This is a genomic window from Larkinella sp. VNQ87 (assembly GCF_049445795.1).
Taxonomy (GTDB): Bacteria; Bacteroidota; Bacteroidia; order Cytophagales; family Spirosomataceae; genus Larkinella.
Map to the genome: position 1 here is coordinate 361,952 of NZ_JBMSDT010000001.1, position 17,195 is coordinate 379,146.

16 protein-coding genes are annotated in these 17,195 nt (G+C 53.4%); 13 read left to right on the forward strand and 3 right to left on the reverse strand.

What is annotated here, in order from left to right:
• Positions 1–38 precede the first annotated feature (38 nt).
• Together ACO2Q8_RS01510 and ACO2Q8_RS01515 are read left to right on the forward strand one after the other, a co-directional pair.
• The gene (locus tag ACO2Q8_RS01510; RefSeq protein WP_423343003.1) at positions 39–1,415 is read left to right on the forward strand and encodes a lectin-like domain-containing protein; all 1,377 of its coding nucleotides are present in this window, start codon (positions 39–41) and stop codon (positions 1,413–1,415) included.
• Positions 1,416–1,775: 360 nt separating this feature from the next.
• Positions 1,776–5,336, forward strand: coding sequence for a carboxypeptidase-like regulatory domain-containing protein (locus ACO2Q8_RS01515; RefSeq protein WP_423343004.1), 3,561 nt, complete (start codon positions 1,776–1,778; stop codon positions 5,334–5,336).
• A gap of 57 nt (positions 5,337–5,393) precedes the next feature.
• On the opposite strand, the gene ACO2Q8_RS01520 is transcribed toward ACO2Q8_RS01515, so the two are convergent.
• On the reverse strand, positions 5,394–6,656 hold the full coding sequence (locus tag ACO2Q8_RS01520) for a sensor histidine kinase (RefSeq protein WP_423343005.1): 1,263 nt from the start codon (positions 6,654–6,656) through the stop codon (positions 5,394–5,396).
• 232 nt (positions 6,657–6,888) lie between these two features.
• Here ACO2Q8_RS01520 and ACO2Q8_RS01525 point away from each other — a divergent pair, with 232 nt between their 5' ends.
• Both ACO2Q8_RS01525 and ACO2Q8_RS01530 read left to right on the forward strand, forming a co-directional pair.
• Positions 6,889–7,410, forward strand: coding sequence for a hypothetical protein (locus tag ACO2Q8_RS01525; protein ID WP_423343006.1), 522 nt, complete (start codon positions 6,889–6,891; stop codon positions 7,408–7,410).
• 226 nt (positions 7,411–7,636) lie between these two features.
• Positions 7,637–8,026, forward strand: a complete 390-nt coding sequence (locus ACO2Q8_RS01530; protein WP_423343007.1) for a hypothetical protein — start codon at positions 7,637–7,639, stop codon at positions 8,024–8,026.
• A 98-nt stretch (positions 8,027–8,124) separates the two neighbouring features.
• On the opposite strand, the gene ACO2Q8_RS01535 is transcribed toward ACO2Q8_RS01530, so the two are convergent.
• Together ACO2Q8_RS01535 and ACO2Q8_RS01540 are read right to left on the reverse strand one after the other, a co-directional pair.
• Entirely contained in the window at positions 8,125–8,937 is an 813-nt protein-coding gene (locus ACO2Q8_RS01535; protein WP_423343008.1) for a ferritin-like domain-containing protein, read from the reverse strand.
• A gap of 12 nt (positions 8,938–8,949) precedes the next feature.
• Positions 8,950–9,714 (reverse strand): ferritin-like domain-containing protein, encoded by a 765-nt coding sequence (locus tag ACO2Q8_RS01540; RefSeq protein ID WP_423343009.1) that lies wholly within the window; start codon positions 9,712–9,714, stop codon positions 8,950–8,952.
• Between the two features lie 336 nt (positions 9,715–10,050).
• On the opposite strand from ACO2Q8_RS01540, the gene ACO2Q8_RS01545 reads away from it, so the two are divergent.
• The 9 genes from ACO2Q8_RS01545 (at position 10,051) to ACO2Q8_RS01585 (ending at position 17,077) form a co-directional block, all read left to right on the forward strand.
• Positions 10,051–10,713, forward strand: coding sequence for a DUF6766 family protein (locus ACO2Q8_RS01545; protein WP_423343010.1), 663 nt, complete (start codon positions 10,051–10,053; stop codon positions 10,711–10,713).
• A gap of 258 nt (positions 10,714–10,971) precedes the next feature.
• Positions 10,972–13,104: a S9 family peptidase gene (locus ACO2Q8_RS01550; protein ID WP_423343011.1), complete on the forward strand. Its 2,133-nt coding sequence runs from the start codon at positions 10,972–10,974 to the stop codon at positions 13,102–13,104.
• A gap of 81 nt (positions 13,105–13,185) precedes the next feature.
• The gene (locus tag ACO2Q8_RS01555; protein WP_423343012.1) at positions 13,186–13,512 is read left to right on the forward strand and encodes a DUF4377 domain-containing protein; all 327 of its coding nucleotides are present in this window, start codon (positions 13,186–13,188) and stop codon (positions 13,510–13,512) included.
• A 25-nt stretch (positions 13,513–13,537) separates the two neighbouring features.
• Positions 13,538–13,900 (forward strand): type II toxin-antitoxin system VapB family antitoxin, encoded by a 363-nt coding sequence (locus tag ACO2Q8_RS01560; protein WP_423343013.1) that lies wholly within the window; start codon positions 13,538–13,540, stop codon positions 13,898–13,900.
• Positions 13,893–14,174, forward strand: a complete 282-nt coding sequence (locus ACO2Q8_RS01565; protein ID WP_423343014.1) for a PIN domain-containing protein — start codon at positions 13,893–13,895, stop codon at positions 14,172–14,174. The genes ACO2Q8_RS01560 and ACO2Q8_RS01565 overlap by 8 nt, the downstream gene beginning before the upstream one ends.
• A gap of 69 nt (positions 14,175–14,243) precedes the next feature.
• Positions 14,244–15,326, forward strand: coding sequence for a Gfo/Idh/MocA family protein (locus tag ACO2Q8_RS01570; protein WP_423343015.1), 1,083 nt, complete (start codon positions 14,244–14,246; stop codon positions 15,324–15,326).
• A 66-nt stretch (positions 15,327–15,392) separates the two neighbouring features.
• Positions 15,393–15,902, forward strand: coding sequence for a thioredoxin family protein (locus ACO2Q8_RS01575; protein WP_423343016.1), 510 nt, complete (start codon positions 15,393–15,395; stop codon positions 15,900–15,902).
• A gap of 110 nt (positions 15,903–16,012) precedes the next feature.
• Positions 16,013–16,531, forward strand: coding sequence for an SgcJ/EcaC family oxidoreductase (locus tag ACO2Q8_RS01580; RefSeq protein ID WP_423343017.1), 519 nt, complete (start codon positions 16,013–16,015; stop codon positions 16,529–16,531).
• 84 nt (positions 16,532–16,615) lie between these two features.
• Positions 16,616–17,077, forward strand: a complete 462-nt coding sequence (locus tag ACO2Q8_RS01585) for a hypothetical protein (RefSeq protein WP_423343018.1) — start codon at positions 16,616–16,618, stop codon at positions 17,075–17,077.
• The last annotated feature ends 118 nt before the right edge of the window (positions 17,078–17,195 follow it).

Below are 17,195 nucleotides of genomic sequence, written 5' to 3' on the forward strand. Positions count from 1 at the left end.
GTTAATTCGACAGTGACAGGTGTATATCAGGCTGGAACATGCGGTGGCTAGGGCTTTTACTGGGGCTTACTTTTTTCATTTCGCACAGATTGTTGGGGCAGTTTCAACTTGTAGGAAGCACCGTGCAGGCAGGCACTCCAGGCTGTTATCAGATTACAGATAACATTCCCAATCAGGCAGGCGCAATTTGGAGTCAGTATCAAATCGATCTCTCTCAATCAGCTAGTTGGGAATTTACATTCAATTTGGGGAATCAACAAGAGGGAGGTGATGGTCTTGTTTTTGTATTACAAGCCCAGCGATCTGACGCACTTGGTGGCTTTGATAACCAACTGGGTTATATGGGAATATCCCCATCTATAGGTGTTGAATTTGATACAGGTAATACCTCCTTTGACCACATAGCCGTTAATAAAGATGGTAACATAGATAACGCTTCGAGTTTGAATCTGACGGGACCAGTCCCGGCCTTACCTTCTAATACATCCTTAAAAGATGGCAAAGATCACTTGGTTCATATCAATTGGAAGGCTCGAACAAACCAATTGGAGATTTTTCTTGATTGCCTACTAAGGATTTCGTTGAAGGTTGATTTAATAAAGGATGTATTTAGCGACTCTTCAACGGTCTGGTGGGGAATAACCGGGTCAACTGGCCCTGGAATGAATGTGAGCCGACAAACAGTTTGTTTGCAATCCATGACTCGCTCATGGACCACCTGCCCCTTTGAACGAGTTCAGCTCAGTGCTCACCAGTCACGGGATGGCGTTTACACATGGACTCCTGGCACACTTCTGGATAACGCTACTATTCGAAGCCCGACCGTCACACTGGGTACTAGCCAGCTATTTACTGTTTCGTATCAGAATGCATGCGGGCTTCCCGTTCAGGATAGTATCTATATCGATGTGAGACCTTTGCCTAACTTAGTGGCAACCCCTTCACCCTGTCTTAAAAATGGCAAGACACACCTGGAGGTTAAAACGCAGGATTTAAATTCTACCTATCGCTGGTTTCACTCTGGTGAAACGACAGCCAATGTAGAGGTTTCGCAACCTGGTAGCTATACCGTTCAAGTAGCAAGTTCTGCGACCTGCACCATCAACCATGTTTTTGAGGTAGACCTATGCCCTCCTCAGATTTATGTACCGGATGTGTTTTCACCAAACGCTGATGGTATCAATGACTATCTTCAATTATTCAGTGAAGATAGCCTGGCAACTGAATTAACGATCTTTAACCGTTGGGGAGAAGTTGTTTTTCATTCCAATGTAAGTGAGCAATCTTGGGATGGCACGTCCCGAACCATTGCCTGTCCACAAGGCTTATATACATACGTATTAAGTTACTGTCGTTGGAATAGCCCAATAGAATTGACTTATAAGAAAAAAGGCAATATTCTACTGGTAAGGTAACCAACCCTTTGAAAGAATGATGGAAGGGCTTCCGTTGATTTACGAATTGCAGGGCATTCAATGCCGGAAGCTGGGCATCGAACTGATCTTGGCCCAAATTGTCAACACGCCCTAGTAGGTCGACCCATTTTTCACTACGTTTGTAGAGACGCAGTTGGGGCAAGTATGTTGTTGAAACATAACGATAGCAACCCATCCTTCCGGCGTAATGCCCATTCTTTCAGTGGCAACCCCCAGCGTTTGGTAAGTATCAAAGAATGCCATCCGGGCAATGGGGTGGTCAACTTCGCTCATGATTCCATACCCTTGTGTTAGTATAAATTCTTCGTGGCGTTCTTTTTGAAGAATATTGTCCTAATCATGCGTTCTTCGTTCTTCACTCGCTGGATTACTGCCCTTCTCATTCTGGTTCTGGGATTGACCTGGTTGGCCCATGGACAAACAACAGCCATCCTGACGGGTTACGTGACGGATGCAGCGACCGGAAAACCCCTGCCTTTTGCCAACGTCTACGTCAATGGCTCAATGCGGGGGGCGACCACCGATGAAAAAGGGTATTATACACTGGCAGGGCTGCCACTGGGGACGGTCGAAATAGCCGTTTCCTTTGTTGGTTACCAGTCTATTGCGCAAAAAATCCGGTTTGAAAATGTGTCTCCGCAAAAAGCCAATTTTCGGCTGGAACCCAGCGTCCACCTGTTGGATGCCGTCACCGTGCGGGGCAATCCGAAGGGCTGGGAGCGGCACCTGCGGCAGTTTAAAAAGCAACTCCTCGGTGAGCCGTTTGGCGGACAGTGCCTGCTGGTAAACAGCGAAGTGCTCCAGTTTAAAGAACAAAAAGGGCATCTGTATGCAACAGCCAACGAACCCTTGATTATTGATAATCAGGCCCTGGGTTATCGACTGACGTATGCATTGCAACATTTCAATGCCACGCCTTCAGGAAATGTTTTTTCGGCCGGTACGGCCCGGTTCGAAGAACTAAAACCTGAGAATGAACGCCAGGCCAACCGGTTTCGGCGGAACCGGCTGATTGCCTACCAGGGGTCCATCCGACACCTGATGACCAGCCTGATTGACAACACGTTCGAGCAGGCCGGTTTTCTGGTTTATCAGGAAGATGTCACCAGACCGATCCCCCCCGAACGGCGGATCATTACACTGGCCGCTGCGGTCAGCGATTTCAAGCGACTGGTTCCCGTTAAGGCTTCCACCCTCATTCAACCCGGTCGGTTATCCACCGAACGCCGATTGGTTTCGCCCCTGAAACTGATCATTTTCTATAAACATGCGTCCTCCAATTTCTCGCCCTATCCCGACGCTCATTATGCCTATACGGAAATGAAACTACCTGGCGGTCAACTGCAAATGACCGTCAATGGGGTGATTACGATGCCGGAGGGGATGGAAGCGAAAGGTTCAATGGGGAATGACCGGCTCTCGACGATGTTACCCGCCGACTGGCAACCCGACGGGAATGAGCCAGAGTCCCTTCCAAACAGTCCGTTGGCTACCCAGGGAAAACTCGCGCCACCTGACACCTGCCTGGGGCAAATCACGGCGGCTTTCAACGAGCGATTCAGGTTGCTGGCTCCCACCGTATTTGTGCACATCGATAAACCCTTTTACGCCACCGGCGATCGGCTCTGGATGAGTACATACTTGCTCGACGCGGCTAGTCACCAGCGAGCCGGTGGCGAAACCGCCCTACAGGTTGATCTGCTTACCCCCACAGGAAAACGTGTGCAACACCAGTGGGTCCGGATCGTGGACGGACGTGGCCAGGGTCATTTCCGCCTGTCGGATACGCTCACGACGGGAACCTATCGGCTACGCGCCTATACCGATGAAGATGATGCCCAGCGAGGCCCGGCTTTTGAGCGGTCGTTGGCGATTTATAATCTGGTTCGGAATAATGGCTCATCCGAAAGTAGTGATTCGGTTTCTCAACCGTTGGACGTTCAGATCCTGCCGGAAGGAGGTCGCTGGATTGCGGGATTACCCGCCCGTCTTGGTGTAAAAATTGTCCAGCCCAATGCTCAGGGTCTGCCCATCGCGGGTCGAATCATGGATGATTTAGGCACCGAAGTCGCTCGTTTTAAGACGAATCAGTACGGGATGACCAGCGTATCGCTGGAGCCAAAGACACAGCGGACCTACTACGCCGAGGTATCGCCTACCAACCAGCCGCAACGCATCCCGCTGCCCAAACCCGATTCGGATGGAGTCTTACTTTCGGCCGATGCGATCAGCGATACCACCCGGCTGGCATTGACCATTAGGAGCACGAACCAGGCCGGTATCGACTCGGCGTATATCCTGGTTCAGCAACGCGGTCGGGTGGTCGAAGGGCGAAAAATTCTCCTGCAAAATGGGATGGCGGAGGTGAGCCTGCCCATGCTGAGCTGGTTGCCGGGTCTGGCGCAAATTACCCTTTTCGATGCTCTCGCCCGGCCACAAGCCGAGCGATTGGTCGCTGTGCCCGAATTCATCGCACCGGTACAGGTGCGGATGGGTTTGAATAAAAACCGGTATCAACCCCGCGAGTTGGTTAGTCTGAGCGTTAAGCTGACCGATAACGGATCACCGACTGTGGCGGCTTTATCGGCGTCGATAACCGATGCGGGCAAAGTACCGGAGGATTCCACCGATGCGACCATCCTAACCCACCTGTTGTTAACGGGCGAGCTGCGGGGCCGGATCGAAAACCCCAACTACTATGTCGTGCATCGTTCGGCCGAAACCCGGCGGGCGCTGGACGACCTGTTGCTGACCCAGGGCTGGCGACGGGTCCGTGGCACGCCCGAAACGGATTCGCTGGGCGGAATATCGCTTAAGGGCCGCATTTTGACTGCAAAAAATCAACCCATACCCGGCGCACAGATTACCGTAGCTTCGACAGTCACCGGGCAATTGCTTGTAAAATCAGCCGACGCCGACGAACAGGGGCGGTTTCGGTTGGCGGGGCTGGACCTTGCCGACACCACGCAATTGATGGTCCAACTCGCTGATCGCAGGAAAAGGCTTATTTCTCCCAAAGAAGCCTTTCTGGTTCAGGAAAAGCCCGGCCAGCGATGGGAAGCAAGTCCATTACCGAGTGCGCCCAACTGGTCGGCATGGCGTACTCAACTGGAAGCGGTCCGGATTCGGCAGGAAGCAAACGCCGATTTGTACCGCGATAAATCGGCGAAAGTGCTGGAAGAAGTCACGGTTCGGGCGCGGAAAACCGAGGAAAGGCCCGAGGATATTCAACGGCGTAGTTTGCATAACCAGGCTGATGCGGTTTTGGTAATCGATGACAAAATGCCCACTTATCCGAATCTCTACGAAATAATTCATGGACGATTGCCGGGCGTGACGGTTACCCGGGAAGGAGCCGCGCAAGCGCGTAGCTACAAGGTCTTTGTACGGGGTGTGGGTAGTTTTAAAAGTGGTATGCAGCCTTTGTATTTGATCGATGGTATACCTATTCAGGACCCGTATGGAGACGCTTTAATGCAGTTCAACGCTGGGGATATTGAACGGGTAGAAGTGCTGAAAAGTGCGGGGACGGCCGGTATGTATGGGGCACGGGGAGGCAATGGTGTGATTGCCTTTTACACCCGAAGCAAACGTTCGATGCAGGGAAGCAACAAGGCCCAGTCGGAAATGAGGCCGATACAATTCGTAGGTTACCCGTCGGTGCAGCGTGAATTTTACGTGCCTCGCTACGATGCGGACGCATCGACCAGCTCTATAGCTGGTCCCGTCGATGACCGGGACGTCTTGTACTGGAAGCCCATGATGCAAACCGACGGCCAAGGGAATAGCCAGCTAGGGTTTCCGATCTCGGACGTCGTGCGGACGCTGCGCGTGGTGATCCAGGGCGTTACGGTCGATGGGCGTCCGGTGGTGGGCGTTCAGTTCATTCGGGTTCAATGAGGGTGCAGACGGCACCCGACAGGTATTATCAAACAGCGATCGTTTTTAGAAACGCCATTACCTTTTCCATTGCCTGGCCAACCGAATTCGGAACAATGTCCCCTCCTCTGCCTTCGACTCGATTTCCAGGCTGGCCCGCAACAATTCGCACAGTCCTTTGACAATTGACAGGCCAATGCCCTCGCCCGGACCGGATGCGGTTTTCGACTTCCGGATGATAGCTGCTTCCCGGGCATCTTCTTCAGGATTGGGAATGCCAAAAGCCGAGGTCGATTCAGAAGATGGTCCTAGTACCTCGGGCAGTATACTCTCCGGGCGGTGTGCCAGCCCCGGTCCGGAATCCTGGATGCTGATGAGCCAGCGGACGTCCCCTTCCGGTGCCCACGAAACCGACACCCAGCCCGAACCGGTATGCTTCAGAGCGTTCAGAACCAGATTCTGGACAATGCGCTGGATGTGTATCGGATCACTCTCCACCTGAAGTTCGGCCGGGCCATCGGCTTTCAGCAATAGCCCCGCTTCTTTCGCCACTCCCTGATAGCTTTCCACCAGTTCATACAACAATTGCCCGGCATTGAATTCTCTGATATTGAGCGTCTCTTCCCCAGCCTCCAGCCGGGCAAGATCCATGAGTTGAAGCACCAGATGCCGAACCGTCTTGAGGTTTCGGTTGATCATTTCGACCATTTGCCGACGCTCAGCTTCGGGTGCATCTACCAAGTTCAGGAACGAAGCAGCCCCCTGAATGATGCCGAAACTACCCCGCAGGTCGTGCGAAGCCGTACGCAGCAAATCGCCCCGCTGTCGGGTGAGTCCGTTCAGTTTGTCGAGAGCCGCCTGCAACGTCTGCACGCGACCGCCAGCCGCCAGACGTTGCAACTCGACATATTGCTCGACGCTGCCGTTGGTGTTGAGCTGGTTGAACCAGGACACCCATTCGTAGGATTCGACCATCACCTCAAGATCGTCTGGACGATTCTCCATCCAGAATTGCCGAAGCTCTCTAAGCACAACCTGGGTTAAATGGTGAACTTCTCGCAGCAGTTCCGTCAGACTGTAGCCTTTTTGCCAGCGGTGCAACCCGTGTTCGGAGGCCAGCAGTTCGATTTCTGCGGTCAGGCGTTGCTTCCGGAGTTGATTTTCCAGCTCATTCAGCATAAAAGGCACTTTGTTGTTGAACTCCTCGCGACTGAGGCTGGAAGCTGCGTGACAGGTCGGATCCTGTTCGCAGGCGGTGCGCCAGTTATTTAGCAACGTATCCCGCCGGGCAGCCAGGTAGGTTGCCAGCGAGGTCAAGGGAGAATCATTCAAGGTATCCATAGGTAACCGTCAAAGCAGACATATTGCTTCGCGATAGGTTAACTACCTAATGAATGGAATGGTTATCAAGTCCAGGCCCACTTACGGAACGGTGTATACCCAACTTCGTATAAGGTAGACCGTTCCCGCACTTTTGGCTTCGTTGAATTACATTTTACTTCAGAGTCGGTTAATCTGAACTAAAACCCGATGGTTAAATTCTTCTGTAATTGAATTAATCAGTATCTCAGCTATGGTTCTGATCATCGATGGCGTATGGAAAGGCCTGGAATGGAATAATTTCATGGCATCTGTTCCGGACGAGTTGGCGGCTATTGATCTGATTGCCGACTACCGTAACAAAGGGTTGAACCTGCACCGGGTTCAGTTCATTGCTCAGAGAGTTCGAACCGAGATACCGGTAGACATGTTTAACGAACATTCTCTATGCATTCGTTTTGATCAGTTGCAGCAGCAATGGGAAAAAATCTTTCAGGAAAGTCCCCTCCCAAATAAACTTATGGACAGACAGCGTTTCATCAATTGGAACCGGCGATTGGTGCACTATTATGACCAGCAAATTGCCTATACCAACCGACTGAAAGAGCGACTGAATCGCAAACAGCACCGGCTTTCCTGTCAGAAACCCACTACCGTTCGACATCGTACCGCTCAGTTTTATCAATCCCTCCTGGTATCCTACGAAAACCGGGTGTTGACACTGGAATTGTCGCGCCAGCGGGTTCAGGAATTACTCTTCCAATGGGGCGGCTGATGAGGTGTCTGACGGATCCCCATTGTTTACCCAAGTATTGATCTGTGTTTTGCAACGGATAACACCCTACCGACAGCCATAAATATTCGGTCAGGACATTAAACCCGCCGGTTGGGTTCTGGAATGGTCCGTTCGATAACTCTTTACTGAGTTTCTAAAAAAAACAAAACCATTCTTTGACTGTTCGGTTAAGCCGCTACTGACTCAATCTGAACGAATAAATACCGTGTCTTCCTCTGTTGAAAAATCGACTGGTTACCTGGCCATCGTTGGCCCAACCACCGACCACCGGCTGCTCGTCGTACCGGGCCTGGAAACCTATTTTGCCTCCTATCCGGTCGTGATTTACGATTCGGCTAATCGATTGCTTGAAAAACTCCTGCGTCCGACAACGGTCTCACTTCCGGAACTGATTGTGATCGATCTCTCGCGGTCTACCGATGCCGGACTGGGTTTTCTGCGCGAGCTAAAAGCCCGCGAGCGGCTACGGAACATTCCGGTGCTGATGCGCCGGATCACGACCGAATCCAAAAAAGGGCTTGTGGTTTCGGTCCGGAAAAGCGAGGTTTCGCGGCCCCGGTTTTTGTCAAGTCAGCCGCTTTCGCTGGCGTCCTGAATTTAACCCCAGGCGAGTACATCAAAAAGCCCTTTCTGTTTGGAAAGGGCTTTTTGATGTACTCGCCTGGAAATGAGTAAATTTCGCAGCTTCCGGATTTATGATTTAACAAATGGACTGGCAATCGCCAACACCTGCTCTTTAGTCAATGGCTCGTCAAACGATTCCCGGACGATCCGTTCGGCGGGCATCTGGCTTCCGTCCATCATTTCAAGCAATTTCTTGTCGGTCAGCGAAATAAGGTCAATACCATCGTGTTGATAAATATTGTTTTCGCCTGCGTAGACGGCGGCCGGTACGCCCCCAGTTTCCTGCTCCGACGCCCACACCCGCAGCCCGCGAACCAGCCGGATTTCGGCCGCGTGCCGGGCTTCCACCGAATGGATTTTCAGGGCCGCCAGCAGTATGTCGCGGTTGCTGGCCAGTTTGGGAGCCTGCCCTTTGTAAGCCCGGACACCCAGGTCTTCAAACGCCTGTGACAACGTCAGGAATACGTCGTAGTTCATAAACGGGTCCGGAAACATGCCCCCCGCCGTGAAATCGAACATCGGCTTACCGATCGCTGTACCCCCGAGCGAGCCAATGGCGGCATGCAGAAACGCGACGTGTTCCTTTTCATGTTTGGCAATTTCCTCGAACAAACCGCGACGATCATTGAAGGGCAGGCCCGACATGACGCCTTTTTCGTAAAATTCGGCCTCCAGGTGCTCCAGCAGCAACGCGAAATTGAGCACACTGACAATCTCGCTGTTGTCGGCATAGGCCTTGTTCAACACCGAAGCGACAAAAACCGGCGTGGCCGCAGCCGCTACCGACGTCGTTTTGAGGAGTTTCCGACGGGAGAACAGAAAACGTTCTTCGGCCTGTGGATCGACTTTTTCGATTTCGGAAAATAGATTGAATAAGTTCATAGAGCGTTCGATTTACAGGGGAGCTGGTAACTTGGAGATGGTCAGTTTCTGCTTAATGTACGGCTGTGCTTTCATGAGCACTTCCGGCGGGAAGTAAGCCACATCCAGGCCGTTCGAATCGATCAGTTCGTGTGCAATGGCAAACTTCGACTCGGGCAGAATCATGTGCCGGGCCAGGGTGGCATGCCGGGCTTCAACCGACACCAGTTTTCCGGCCAACTTGATCAGTTCCAGGTCCATCACGAATTTACTCGAGCCGTTGAACGCCCCGACGCCCACGGTTTCGAACTTCTGAGCCGCATCGAATACCGCGTTGCGGTTGTTGAAGTCGATCCCATTGAAGACAAACTCCAGTTCCGGAATGGCATTCGGACCCAGGAGCGCCTTGAAAAACTCCCGGTGGACCAGTTCGTGATCCCGGAGCTCGCGCAGCACCTTGCGATCGGCTTCGGCCCAGCCCACCGATTTCTCGTACGCCGTACTGTAAAAAGCAACTTCCAGTTGATCCAGCGTATAGGCCAGGTTGGAAATAGCAATATCGCCCTCACCCAGATCGATCGTACCGTCGGGCAGGACACTGGCTCCTACCCGGGCACCGGAACGGCCAATACCGTCTTTGGGGGGGGTCAATTCCTCCCGCGAACAGGAGCTTAGAATGGCCAGGGCCGATGCCGACGCGAGCCCCAGGCTGCGCAGAAACATCCGCCGTTCAACCGAGGGAATTGCCGGGATCGTCGGTCCTTTTGATGGCTGTGGAATGTTGTTGAGTTTTTCCATAAAGTTTAGTAGAACTACTTGTTTTATTGTACTTGCTTGATCGGTGCAAGACCGCTTGAAGAACCCGGAAGACAGTCCAATGGGTTACTAAATCCTTATGAATAATCAAAAAGTGAGGAAAAGGCCCGATGGGTATTTACGACCAGTACTCAACGAAAATCGTTGGCATTTCCGGAAAAATCTCTGAACGGAAATCGGTACAAAACGTCCATGGTTTGCGACCGGCAGGCCCCATCTCCACACCGATCCGGTCGGAGGTCACATAAACAATGCGGTAATGAAACGAGTTAGTAGCTCGGCTGATCCTTAGTCTCCCGGTGAGGCAATTGCTTCGGTATGAAAAACAAATTCCGTGATAATGGCCTGTCATTGATACTTCTGGTCCTGACAGGGCTTACCCTGGCGGGTAATCTGTACACCGGCTGGCACGATTTCAATGATCAATTAACAGATTACGGCCGGTCGCCCATCTCATTCGGTGCTTACTTAACGAGCGGACACTGCATCGAGTCGGTTTTTGAAAACTGGGAGAGCGAATTTCTGCAAATGGGGCTATATGTGCTTTTTACGGTTTTTCTGTACCAGAAAGGCTCCTCCGAATCCAAAGATCCCGACCAACCGGAAGAAGTAGACCGTGAACCGTCGCCAAACCGACCGGGCGCACCCTGGCCGGTTCGTCGGGGAGGATTTATCCTCAAACTCTACAGCCATTCGCTCAGTCTGGCGTTCTTTCTGCTCTTCCTGCTTTCTTTTATTCTCCACGCCTACGGCGGCATGAAAGAATACAATACCGAGCAGCTTCTGAAAGGCAAAAGTGAGCTGGTAACCTTCTGGCAATTTATGGGCACCAATGAGTTCTGGTTTCAGTCGATGCAAAACTGGCAGAGCGAATTTCTGTCGGTGTTTTCCATCGTTGTCCTCTCAATCTATCTGCGGCAGAAAGGATCGCCCGAATCGAAACCCGTCGATGCCCCGAACGACGAAACCGGCGGCTCATGAATTTTATTTCCGGACATTTGCCCGTCTTTCTTTTTCTTGCCAGCAGATTTTTTGTAAAAAGACCCCACTTAGCGAGCGGGGTCTTTCCAAATACCAATCGTCATAAGCAATAGCTGTTGTCTGGCACAAAAACCGGGAAACCGGTCTAAACCGGTGATTGGCAATCCAATAGTGAGGCAACGGAACCAATTCGCGGCTGCCTTCTTCCGATATTTTCTGAGCCGGATTTTGTAGCTTTAGGCGTGTGAATACATCCCTATGAAAAAATATACGCTTTTAGGCCTCCTTATCGGGCTTTTCCTGCTCCGTCCGCTGGCGGGCTATTCCCAATCCTTTACGCTTGAAGCCGTCCGCAGCTACCCGTTTCCCTCCGAATTGACGGCTTCGGCAAAGGGTTCCCGCCTTGCCTGGGTGTTTAACGAACAGGGACGCCGAAATGTCTATGTCGCCGAAGGACCGACGTTTACCCCCCGAAAACTCACCAGTTATACCGAAGATGATGGTCAGGAGATCACGAGCCTGTCGATTTCGGCCGATGGTAACTGGGTCGTTTACGTGCGCGGGGGCGATCACGGTTCCAATTGGGACGAGGCCCTGCCGGTCAACACCTCGGCGACTGCCCAACCCCTCAACGTGCGCATCTGGAGCGTTCCGTTCACGGGCGGAGAGCCCAAACTGCTGTCGGAAGGCGATGAGCCGGTGATTTCTCCGAAAAGCGATCAGGTGGTCTTCATCAAAAACCATCAGGTCTGGACGGCGGCTCTGGACGGCTCCCAGGCCCGAAACCTGTTTACGGTTCGGGGCGAAACCGGTTCACTGCAATGGTCGCCCGACGGCGCGCGGCTGGCGTTTGTCTGCAACCGGAGCGACCACGCGTTTATCGGTGTTTTTACCAATGCCAATACCCCGATTCAATGGCTGGCTCCCTCGTTCGCCCGCGACCGCTCCCCGCGCTGGTCGCCCGATGGCACCAAACTGGCTTTTGTTCGCACCACCGGCCTGGGCGGTGCGCCCGATTCGCTGCTGACCCGCAAACACCAGCCCTGGAGCATCTGGACGGTCGATCTAGCGTCGGGAAAAACGGCTCCGGTCTGGCAGGCTCCCAAAACCCTGGCCGGTTCGATTCCGACAACCCACGGCGGTTTTAATCTGCACTGGGCCGCCAACGACCGCCTGGTTTTTCTGTCGTATCAGGATGGCTGGCCCCATCTGTATTCCATGCCTGCTTCGGGCGGTTCGCCGTTGCTGCTGACACCGGGGCCGTTCATGGCCGAACACATTCAGTTGAGCGCCGATCGGAAATGGTTACTTTTCAGTGGCAATACCGGCCCCGACAAACTTGACATCGACCGGCGGCACGTCGTGCGGGTTCCGGTTGACAAAGCCGCGATGGAAGTACTGACACCGGGCGACGGGCTGGAATGGACCCCGGTGCTGACGGGCGATGGTTCGACCGTTGCCTGCCTGAGCGCCACGGCCCAGCGCCCGCCCTTGCCCGCCGTGATGCCCTTCCCGAAAGGAACGCCCAAGCTGTTGGCCCAAAACCTGATTCCGGCCGATTTTCCGACGCCTAAGCTCGTGGTTCCCAAGCAAGTCGTTTTCAAATCGCCCGACGGCATGACGGTTCACGCCCAGCTTTTCGAGCCCACGAATAGCACCGGACAAAAACCGGACAATCGACTCCCCGCCATCATTTACGTTCACGGCGGTCCGTCGCGGCAGATGCAATTGGGCTGGAATTATTCGGATTATTACTCGAATGCTTATGCTTATAATCAATACCTGACGAGTCTCGGTTTTGCGGTTTTGTCGGTCAACTACCGGCTGGGCATTGGATACGGCCACGCCTTTCAGCACCCGGCCGGGGGTGGTGCTACCGGGGCTTCCGAATACCAGGACATCCGGGCGGCTGCCGAGTGGCTCGCCCGTCAGCCCCAGATCGACGCCAGCCGGATCGGGGTTTACGGGGGTTCGTATGGAGGCTACCTGACAGCGCTGGCCCTGGCCCGCGACTCGAAGCTGTTTGCAGCCGGGGTTGACATTCACGGTGTTCATAATTTCCTGACCAGTCGGACAACTCCCGCTTCCAACCCGGCCGAGCCCATTCCGGATGCGGAGGCTGCCGCCAAAGTGGCCTGGGAATCCTCGCCGGTTTCGGCAGTTGGCACCTGGACCTCGCCGGTTTTGATCATCCACGGCGACGACGACCGCAATGTCCGCTTCAGCCAGAGCACCGACCTCGTTCGTCGACTGGAAGCGAAAGGAGTGCCGATGGAAACGCTGGTCATTCCCGACGATACGCACCACTGGATGCGCCACGCCAACGCCCTGACCGTCGGTCAGGCCACCGCCGACTTTTTTAAACGGAAGTTGCTAAAACCGGTAAAATAACGGCCTAAAAACTCGTCGGTTACAACGTTTGCCGGAAAAACCGGGTCATTTGAGCAGCTTTATCCATCCGATTTTATCCGTATGAACCGCCTGGTATACATTTGCTTTCTCAGGTTGTCCTTGCTGTTGCTGGCCTGCGACGAGAACATTAAACCCGAAATCATCATCCTTCAGGTGGCCGATCACCAGGTCGACTGCACGGGCGTTGGTCCGCAGAAATGCTTGTTGATCAAAGAGGGAGACGCCACCAACTGGGCCTATTTTTACCAGCAAATCGAAGGGTTCGAGTATACAGCCGGTTTTGAGTACAAACTCAGGGTCCGGCGCGAAAACGTGAAAAACCCACCCGCCGACGGTTCCAGTGCCCGTTATGTGCTGGTCGAGGTACTGGAAAAAAACAAAACCTAGCGATGCGGAATCTTATTTCAATTCTTTGGGTCATTTTTTCGATCACGACCGTTCAGGCGCAACGCTGGCAAGGGCAAATTGGCACCAATTTAGCTATTTTGAATTACCGGCTGGGGCGGTTGTGAACGTGCAGCAAATGAATTGTGTTGGTTGTTTATCTTTGATGACTAAATCCGTTACTGACAGCATGAAAGCAACCATTGAATTAAATGATGAGATTCTACAGGAAACCATGCAACTCAGCCATATCCATACCCCCGAAGATGTGATCCGAACGGCTTTGTATGAGTTTTTACGCAAACTAAAAAAGCAGGAATTAGCCGCAATGCGCGGGGTCATTCAATGGGAAGGCGATTTAGACCAAATGCGCACGACGCCCAATGAATGATCTGCTTTTCGACAGTTCTGTTTGGATTAATTTCTTCAGAAATAGTAAGAATCCACAATTAGAAGCTGATCCTTACCGAATGGCGGATAAAGCGGCCGGATTATATCGCTCGCTCCGCCAATCCGGGACTACGGTTCGTAAACCTAATGATTGCCTTATTGCGGCTTATGCGATCCATTTTAACCTGAAATTGGTCCATAACGACATCGATTTTGATAGAATCGTGACCCATTTACCCGTTCCTGAAGGCGTTTTACGGGTTTGGTTTCCTTAACAAGTTATCCTGGACTCTTTTTTTATTCCTGATCAAGTCCCAACTTGCTGCTTTTAACCCAATTTCTTCATGTCAACTCCAAATTCCCCGGTGCGGGTGCTCGTTGTCGGTTGCGGCAACATGGGCGCTTCGCACGCCATAGCGTATTCCACCACCGACGGTTTTGAAATCTGCGGCATCGTGTCGACCGGCAAAAGTAAAGAAGTACTCAATGAGCGGCTCGGCGGTGGCTATCCCCTGTTCAGCGATCTGACGACCGCTTTGCAGGAAACCAAGCCTGATGCGGTTTGCATTTCCACCTATCCCGACACCCACGAAGCCTTCGCCATCCAGTCGCTCGAAAGCGGCTGCCATGTGTTCATCGAAAAACCGCTGGCCGATACCGTCGAGGGCGCCGAGCGCGTGGTGGCGGCTGCCGAAAAAGCCGGGAAGAAAGTGGTGGTGGGCTACATTCTGCGGCACCATCCGTCCTGGGAAAAATTTGTGGAAGTGGCGCAGGGGCTGGGCCGGCCGCTCGTGATGCGCATGAACCTGAACCAGCAAAGCCACGGCTACATGTGGACGGTCCACCGGAACCTGATGAAAAGCCTCAGCCCGATTGTCGATTGCGGGGTGCATTACATCGATGTGATGTGCCAGATGACACGCTCGAAACCGCTGCAGGTCAACGCCATCGGTGCCCGGCTGACCGAGGAAATTCCGGCGGGCAACTACAATTACGGCCAATTGCAGATCCGGTTTGAAGACGGTTCGGTGGGTTGGTACGAAGCCGGTTGGGGACCGATGATGAGCGAAACCGCCTTTTTCGTAAAGGATGTAATCGGCCCGAAAGGCTGCGTGTCGATTGTGGCCAAGAACGCGGGCGGGGCCGGAAAGTCCGACAACGTCGACGCCCACACCAAGACCGAATCGCTGCGGGTTCACCACGCGCCCCTGGACGCCAACGACCAGTTCGTGCAGGAAGACACCTGGATCGACATGCAGGACGAGCCCGACCACCAGGAACTGTGCAACCGCGAACAACGGTTTTTCCTGAACGCCATCCGCGAGAACGTCGACCTGACCGACCACTTGCAGGACGCCGTCAACAGCCTGCGCATCGCCTTCGCCTGTGATGAATCCGTCCGGACGGGGCAGCCGGTGATGTTGTAACTTCATTTCGTTACTCCGTTTTCGCTGGCGTGTTGTCAGTGAAAACGGACTTTCCCTTCATCAGCCATGAAAACTTTCTTCTTCTCACTCCTGCTACTCACTACACTTACGTCGGCAACTTTCGCCCAGCAAACCGCCAAGCCGACCATTTACAACCCGAAAGCCGACGCGCAGCAGGACATCCGGAACGCCGTGGCCAAAGCCGGACGCGAAGGCAAGCACGTGCTGCTGCAAATCGGCGGCAACTGGTGCTCCTGGTGCATCCGGTTTCATAACCTGGTCCATGCCGACACGGCGCTGAACCGCCTGCTCAACCAAAATTATGAACTGCTGCTGGTCAATTACAGCCCGGAAAACAAAAATGAGGCTACGCTGGCGCAGTTGGGCTATCCGCAACGATTCGGCTTCCCGGTTTTTTTGATTCTCGATGGGAAGGGAAACCGGCTGCATACCCAGAATTCGGCCTATCTGGAAGAAGGCAAGGGCCACAGCCCGAAGCTGGTGGCCGAGTTTTTGCAGCAGTGGTCGCCCAAAGCCCTCGATCCCAACTCGTATCGCCCGAAGTCCGGCAACTAACGCAGGGGCCTGTAACCAACCAGGGTGCGCTAAGATCAGCCGTTCACTCAATAAATTGCGGCTCAACGGGTTGACGGTCTATCTTTAATGTGCCACAAACGACGACTTTCATGAGAAACCGGTTTATCCCGAAAACGGCGCTGTTACTGGGTAGCTTCATGCTTTATGCTTCCCGACTCGTTGCCCAAACCCCGACGGATTCGGTCGCCATTCAAACGATTCTCCAGCAGGAAAACACGGCCTGGAACCGGGGCGATGCGGTTGCCTACGCCCAGCCGTTTGCCGAAAACGGCACGTTCACCAATATTGTAGGCCTCTTTTTTATCGGACGCAAAGGCTTCATCGAACGGCATGAACAGATTTTCAACACAGTTTTCAAGAAAACGACCCTCGATCAAAAACTGGTCTCGCTCCGGTTTATCCGCCCCGATGCCGCCGTGGTGGAAACGTTGACGTGGATCACGGGCATTTCACCAGCGGGCCCACCGCCCGGAACGAAACTCCACACCGACGGACGGCTCTACACCCGGCTCCAGCAAATCATGGTCAAAACCGGTCAGAAGTGGGAAATTGTGTCTTATCACAATGTGGACGTAAAGCCCGGTATTCCGCTTCCCGAACTTCGGTAAGCAATTTTCTTTTGGGACCAGTGGAGCGGAAACAAAAACTCAGCACAATCCGTTGGAGTGGTAAATCGTAAACCTTGTACGCCAATGGCACGACCGAATCCCGACTTGATCGACGCAATGCGCCGAACCGCCCGTAAACTTCAGGAGGGGGCCCCGTATCAGTGGGGGCACATGGGCGGCTGCAACTGCGGTAACCTCGCTCAGGAACTCACCAAACTTACGAAAGACCAGATTCACGCCTACGCCATGCAACGCTACGGCGACTGGAACGAGCAGGTGGCCGACTACTGCCCGACCAGCTTTATGCCTATCGATTTGGTCATCAGCGAAATGGTACAGGCCGGTTTGTCGCTCGAAGACCTGAAGAACCTGGAAAAACTGTCGGACCGGCGGGTGCTGGCCCGGTTTCCACTCGAAAAACGCTTCCTGCGTCATAACCAGCGCGACGACGTGGTAGCTTACCTGACGGAATGGGCTGCCCTGCTCGAAGAGGAACTGCTGGCCCAGATTAAACTACCCGAACTCGAAACCGAAGCGGTTTTATAACCCTTCCAACACGGAAAAGCGCAGGGAACCGGATTTCGGTTCCCTGTTTTGTTTACAGGCCGAAAGCCACTCCGGCACCTGAAGCCGTAGGAATGACGCCTGACCCAGTCAGCCTGAG

Coding starts and splice junctions, on each gene's coding strand:
- ACO2Q8_RS01585 (WP_423343018.1), top strand. CDS start 16,616: ATGGCACGACCGAATCCCGACTTGATCGACGCAATGCGCCGAACCGCC.
- ACO2Q8_RS01515 (WP_423343004.1), top strand. CDS start 1,776: ATGCGTTCTTCGTTCTTCACTCGCTGGATTACTGCCCTTCTCATTCTG.
- ACO2Q8_RS01520 (WP_423343005.1), bottom strand. CDS start 6,656: ATGGATACCTTGAATGATTCTCCCTTGACCTCGCTGGCAACCTACCTG.
- ACO2Q8_RS01575 (WP_423343016.1), top strand. CDS start 15,393: ATGAAAACTTTCTTCTTCTCACTCCTGCTACTCACTACACTTACGTCG.
- ACO2Q8_RS01535 (WP_423343008.1), bottom strand. CDS start 8,937: ATGAACTTATTCAATCTATTTTCCGAAATCGAAAAAGTCGATCCACAG.
- ACO2Q8_RS01545 (WP_423343010.1), top strand. CDS start 10,051: ATGAAAAACAAATTCCGTGATAATGGCCTGTCATTGATACTTCTGGTC.
- ACO2Q8_RS01565 (WP_423343014.1), top strand. CDS start 13,893: ATGAATGATCTGCTTTTCGACAGTTCTGTTTGGATTAATTTCTTCAGA.
- ACO2Q8_RS01555 (WP_423343012.1), top strand. CDS start 13,186: ATGAACCGCCTGGTATACATTTGCTTTCTCAGGTTGTCCTTGCTGTTG.
- ACO2Q8_RS01570 (WP_423343015.1), top strand. CDS start 14,244: ATGTCAACTCCAAATTCCCCGGTGCGGGTGCTCGTTGTCGGTTGCGGC.
- ACO2Q8_RS01510 (WP_423343003.1), top strand. CDS start 39: ATGCGGTGGCTAGGGCTTTTACTGGGGCTTACTTTTTTCATTTCGCAC.
- ACO2Q8_RS01550 (WP_423343011.1), top strand. CDS start 10,972: ATGAAAAAATATACGCTTTTAGGCCTCCTTATCGGGCTTTTCCTGCTC.
- ACO2Q8_RS01525 (WP_423343006.1), top strand. CDS start 6,889: ATGGTTCTGATCATCGATGGCGTATGGAAAGGCCTGGAATGGAATAAT.
- ACO2Q8_RS01580 (WP_423343017.1), top strand. CDS start 16,013: ATGAGAAACCGGTTTATCCCGAAAACGGCGCTGTTACTGGGTAGCTTC.
- ACO2Q8_RS01540 (WP_423343009.1), bottom strand. CDS start 9,714: ATGGAAAAACTCAACAACATTCCACAGCCATCAAAAGGACCGACGATC.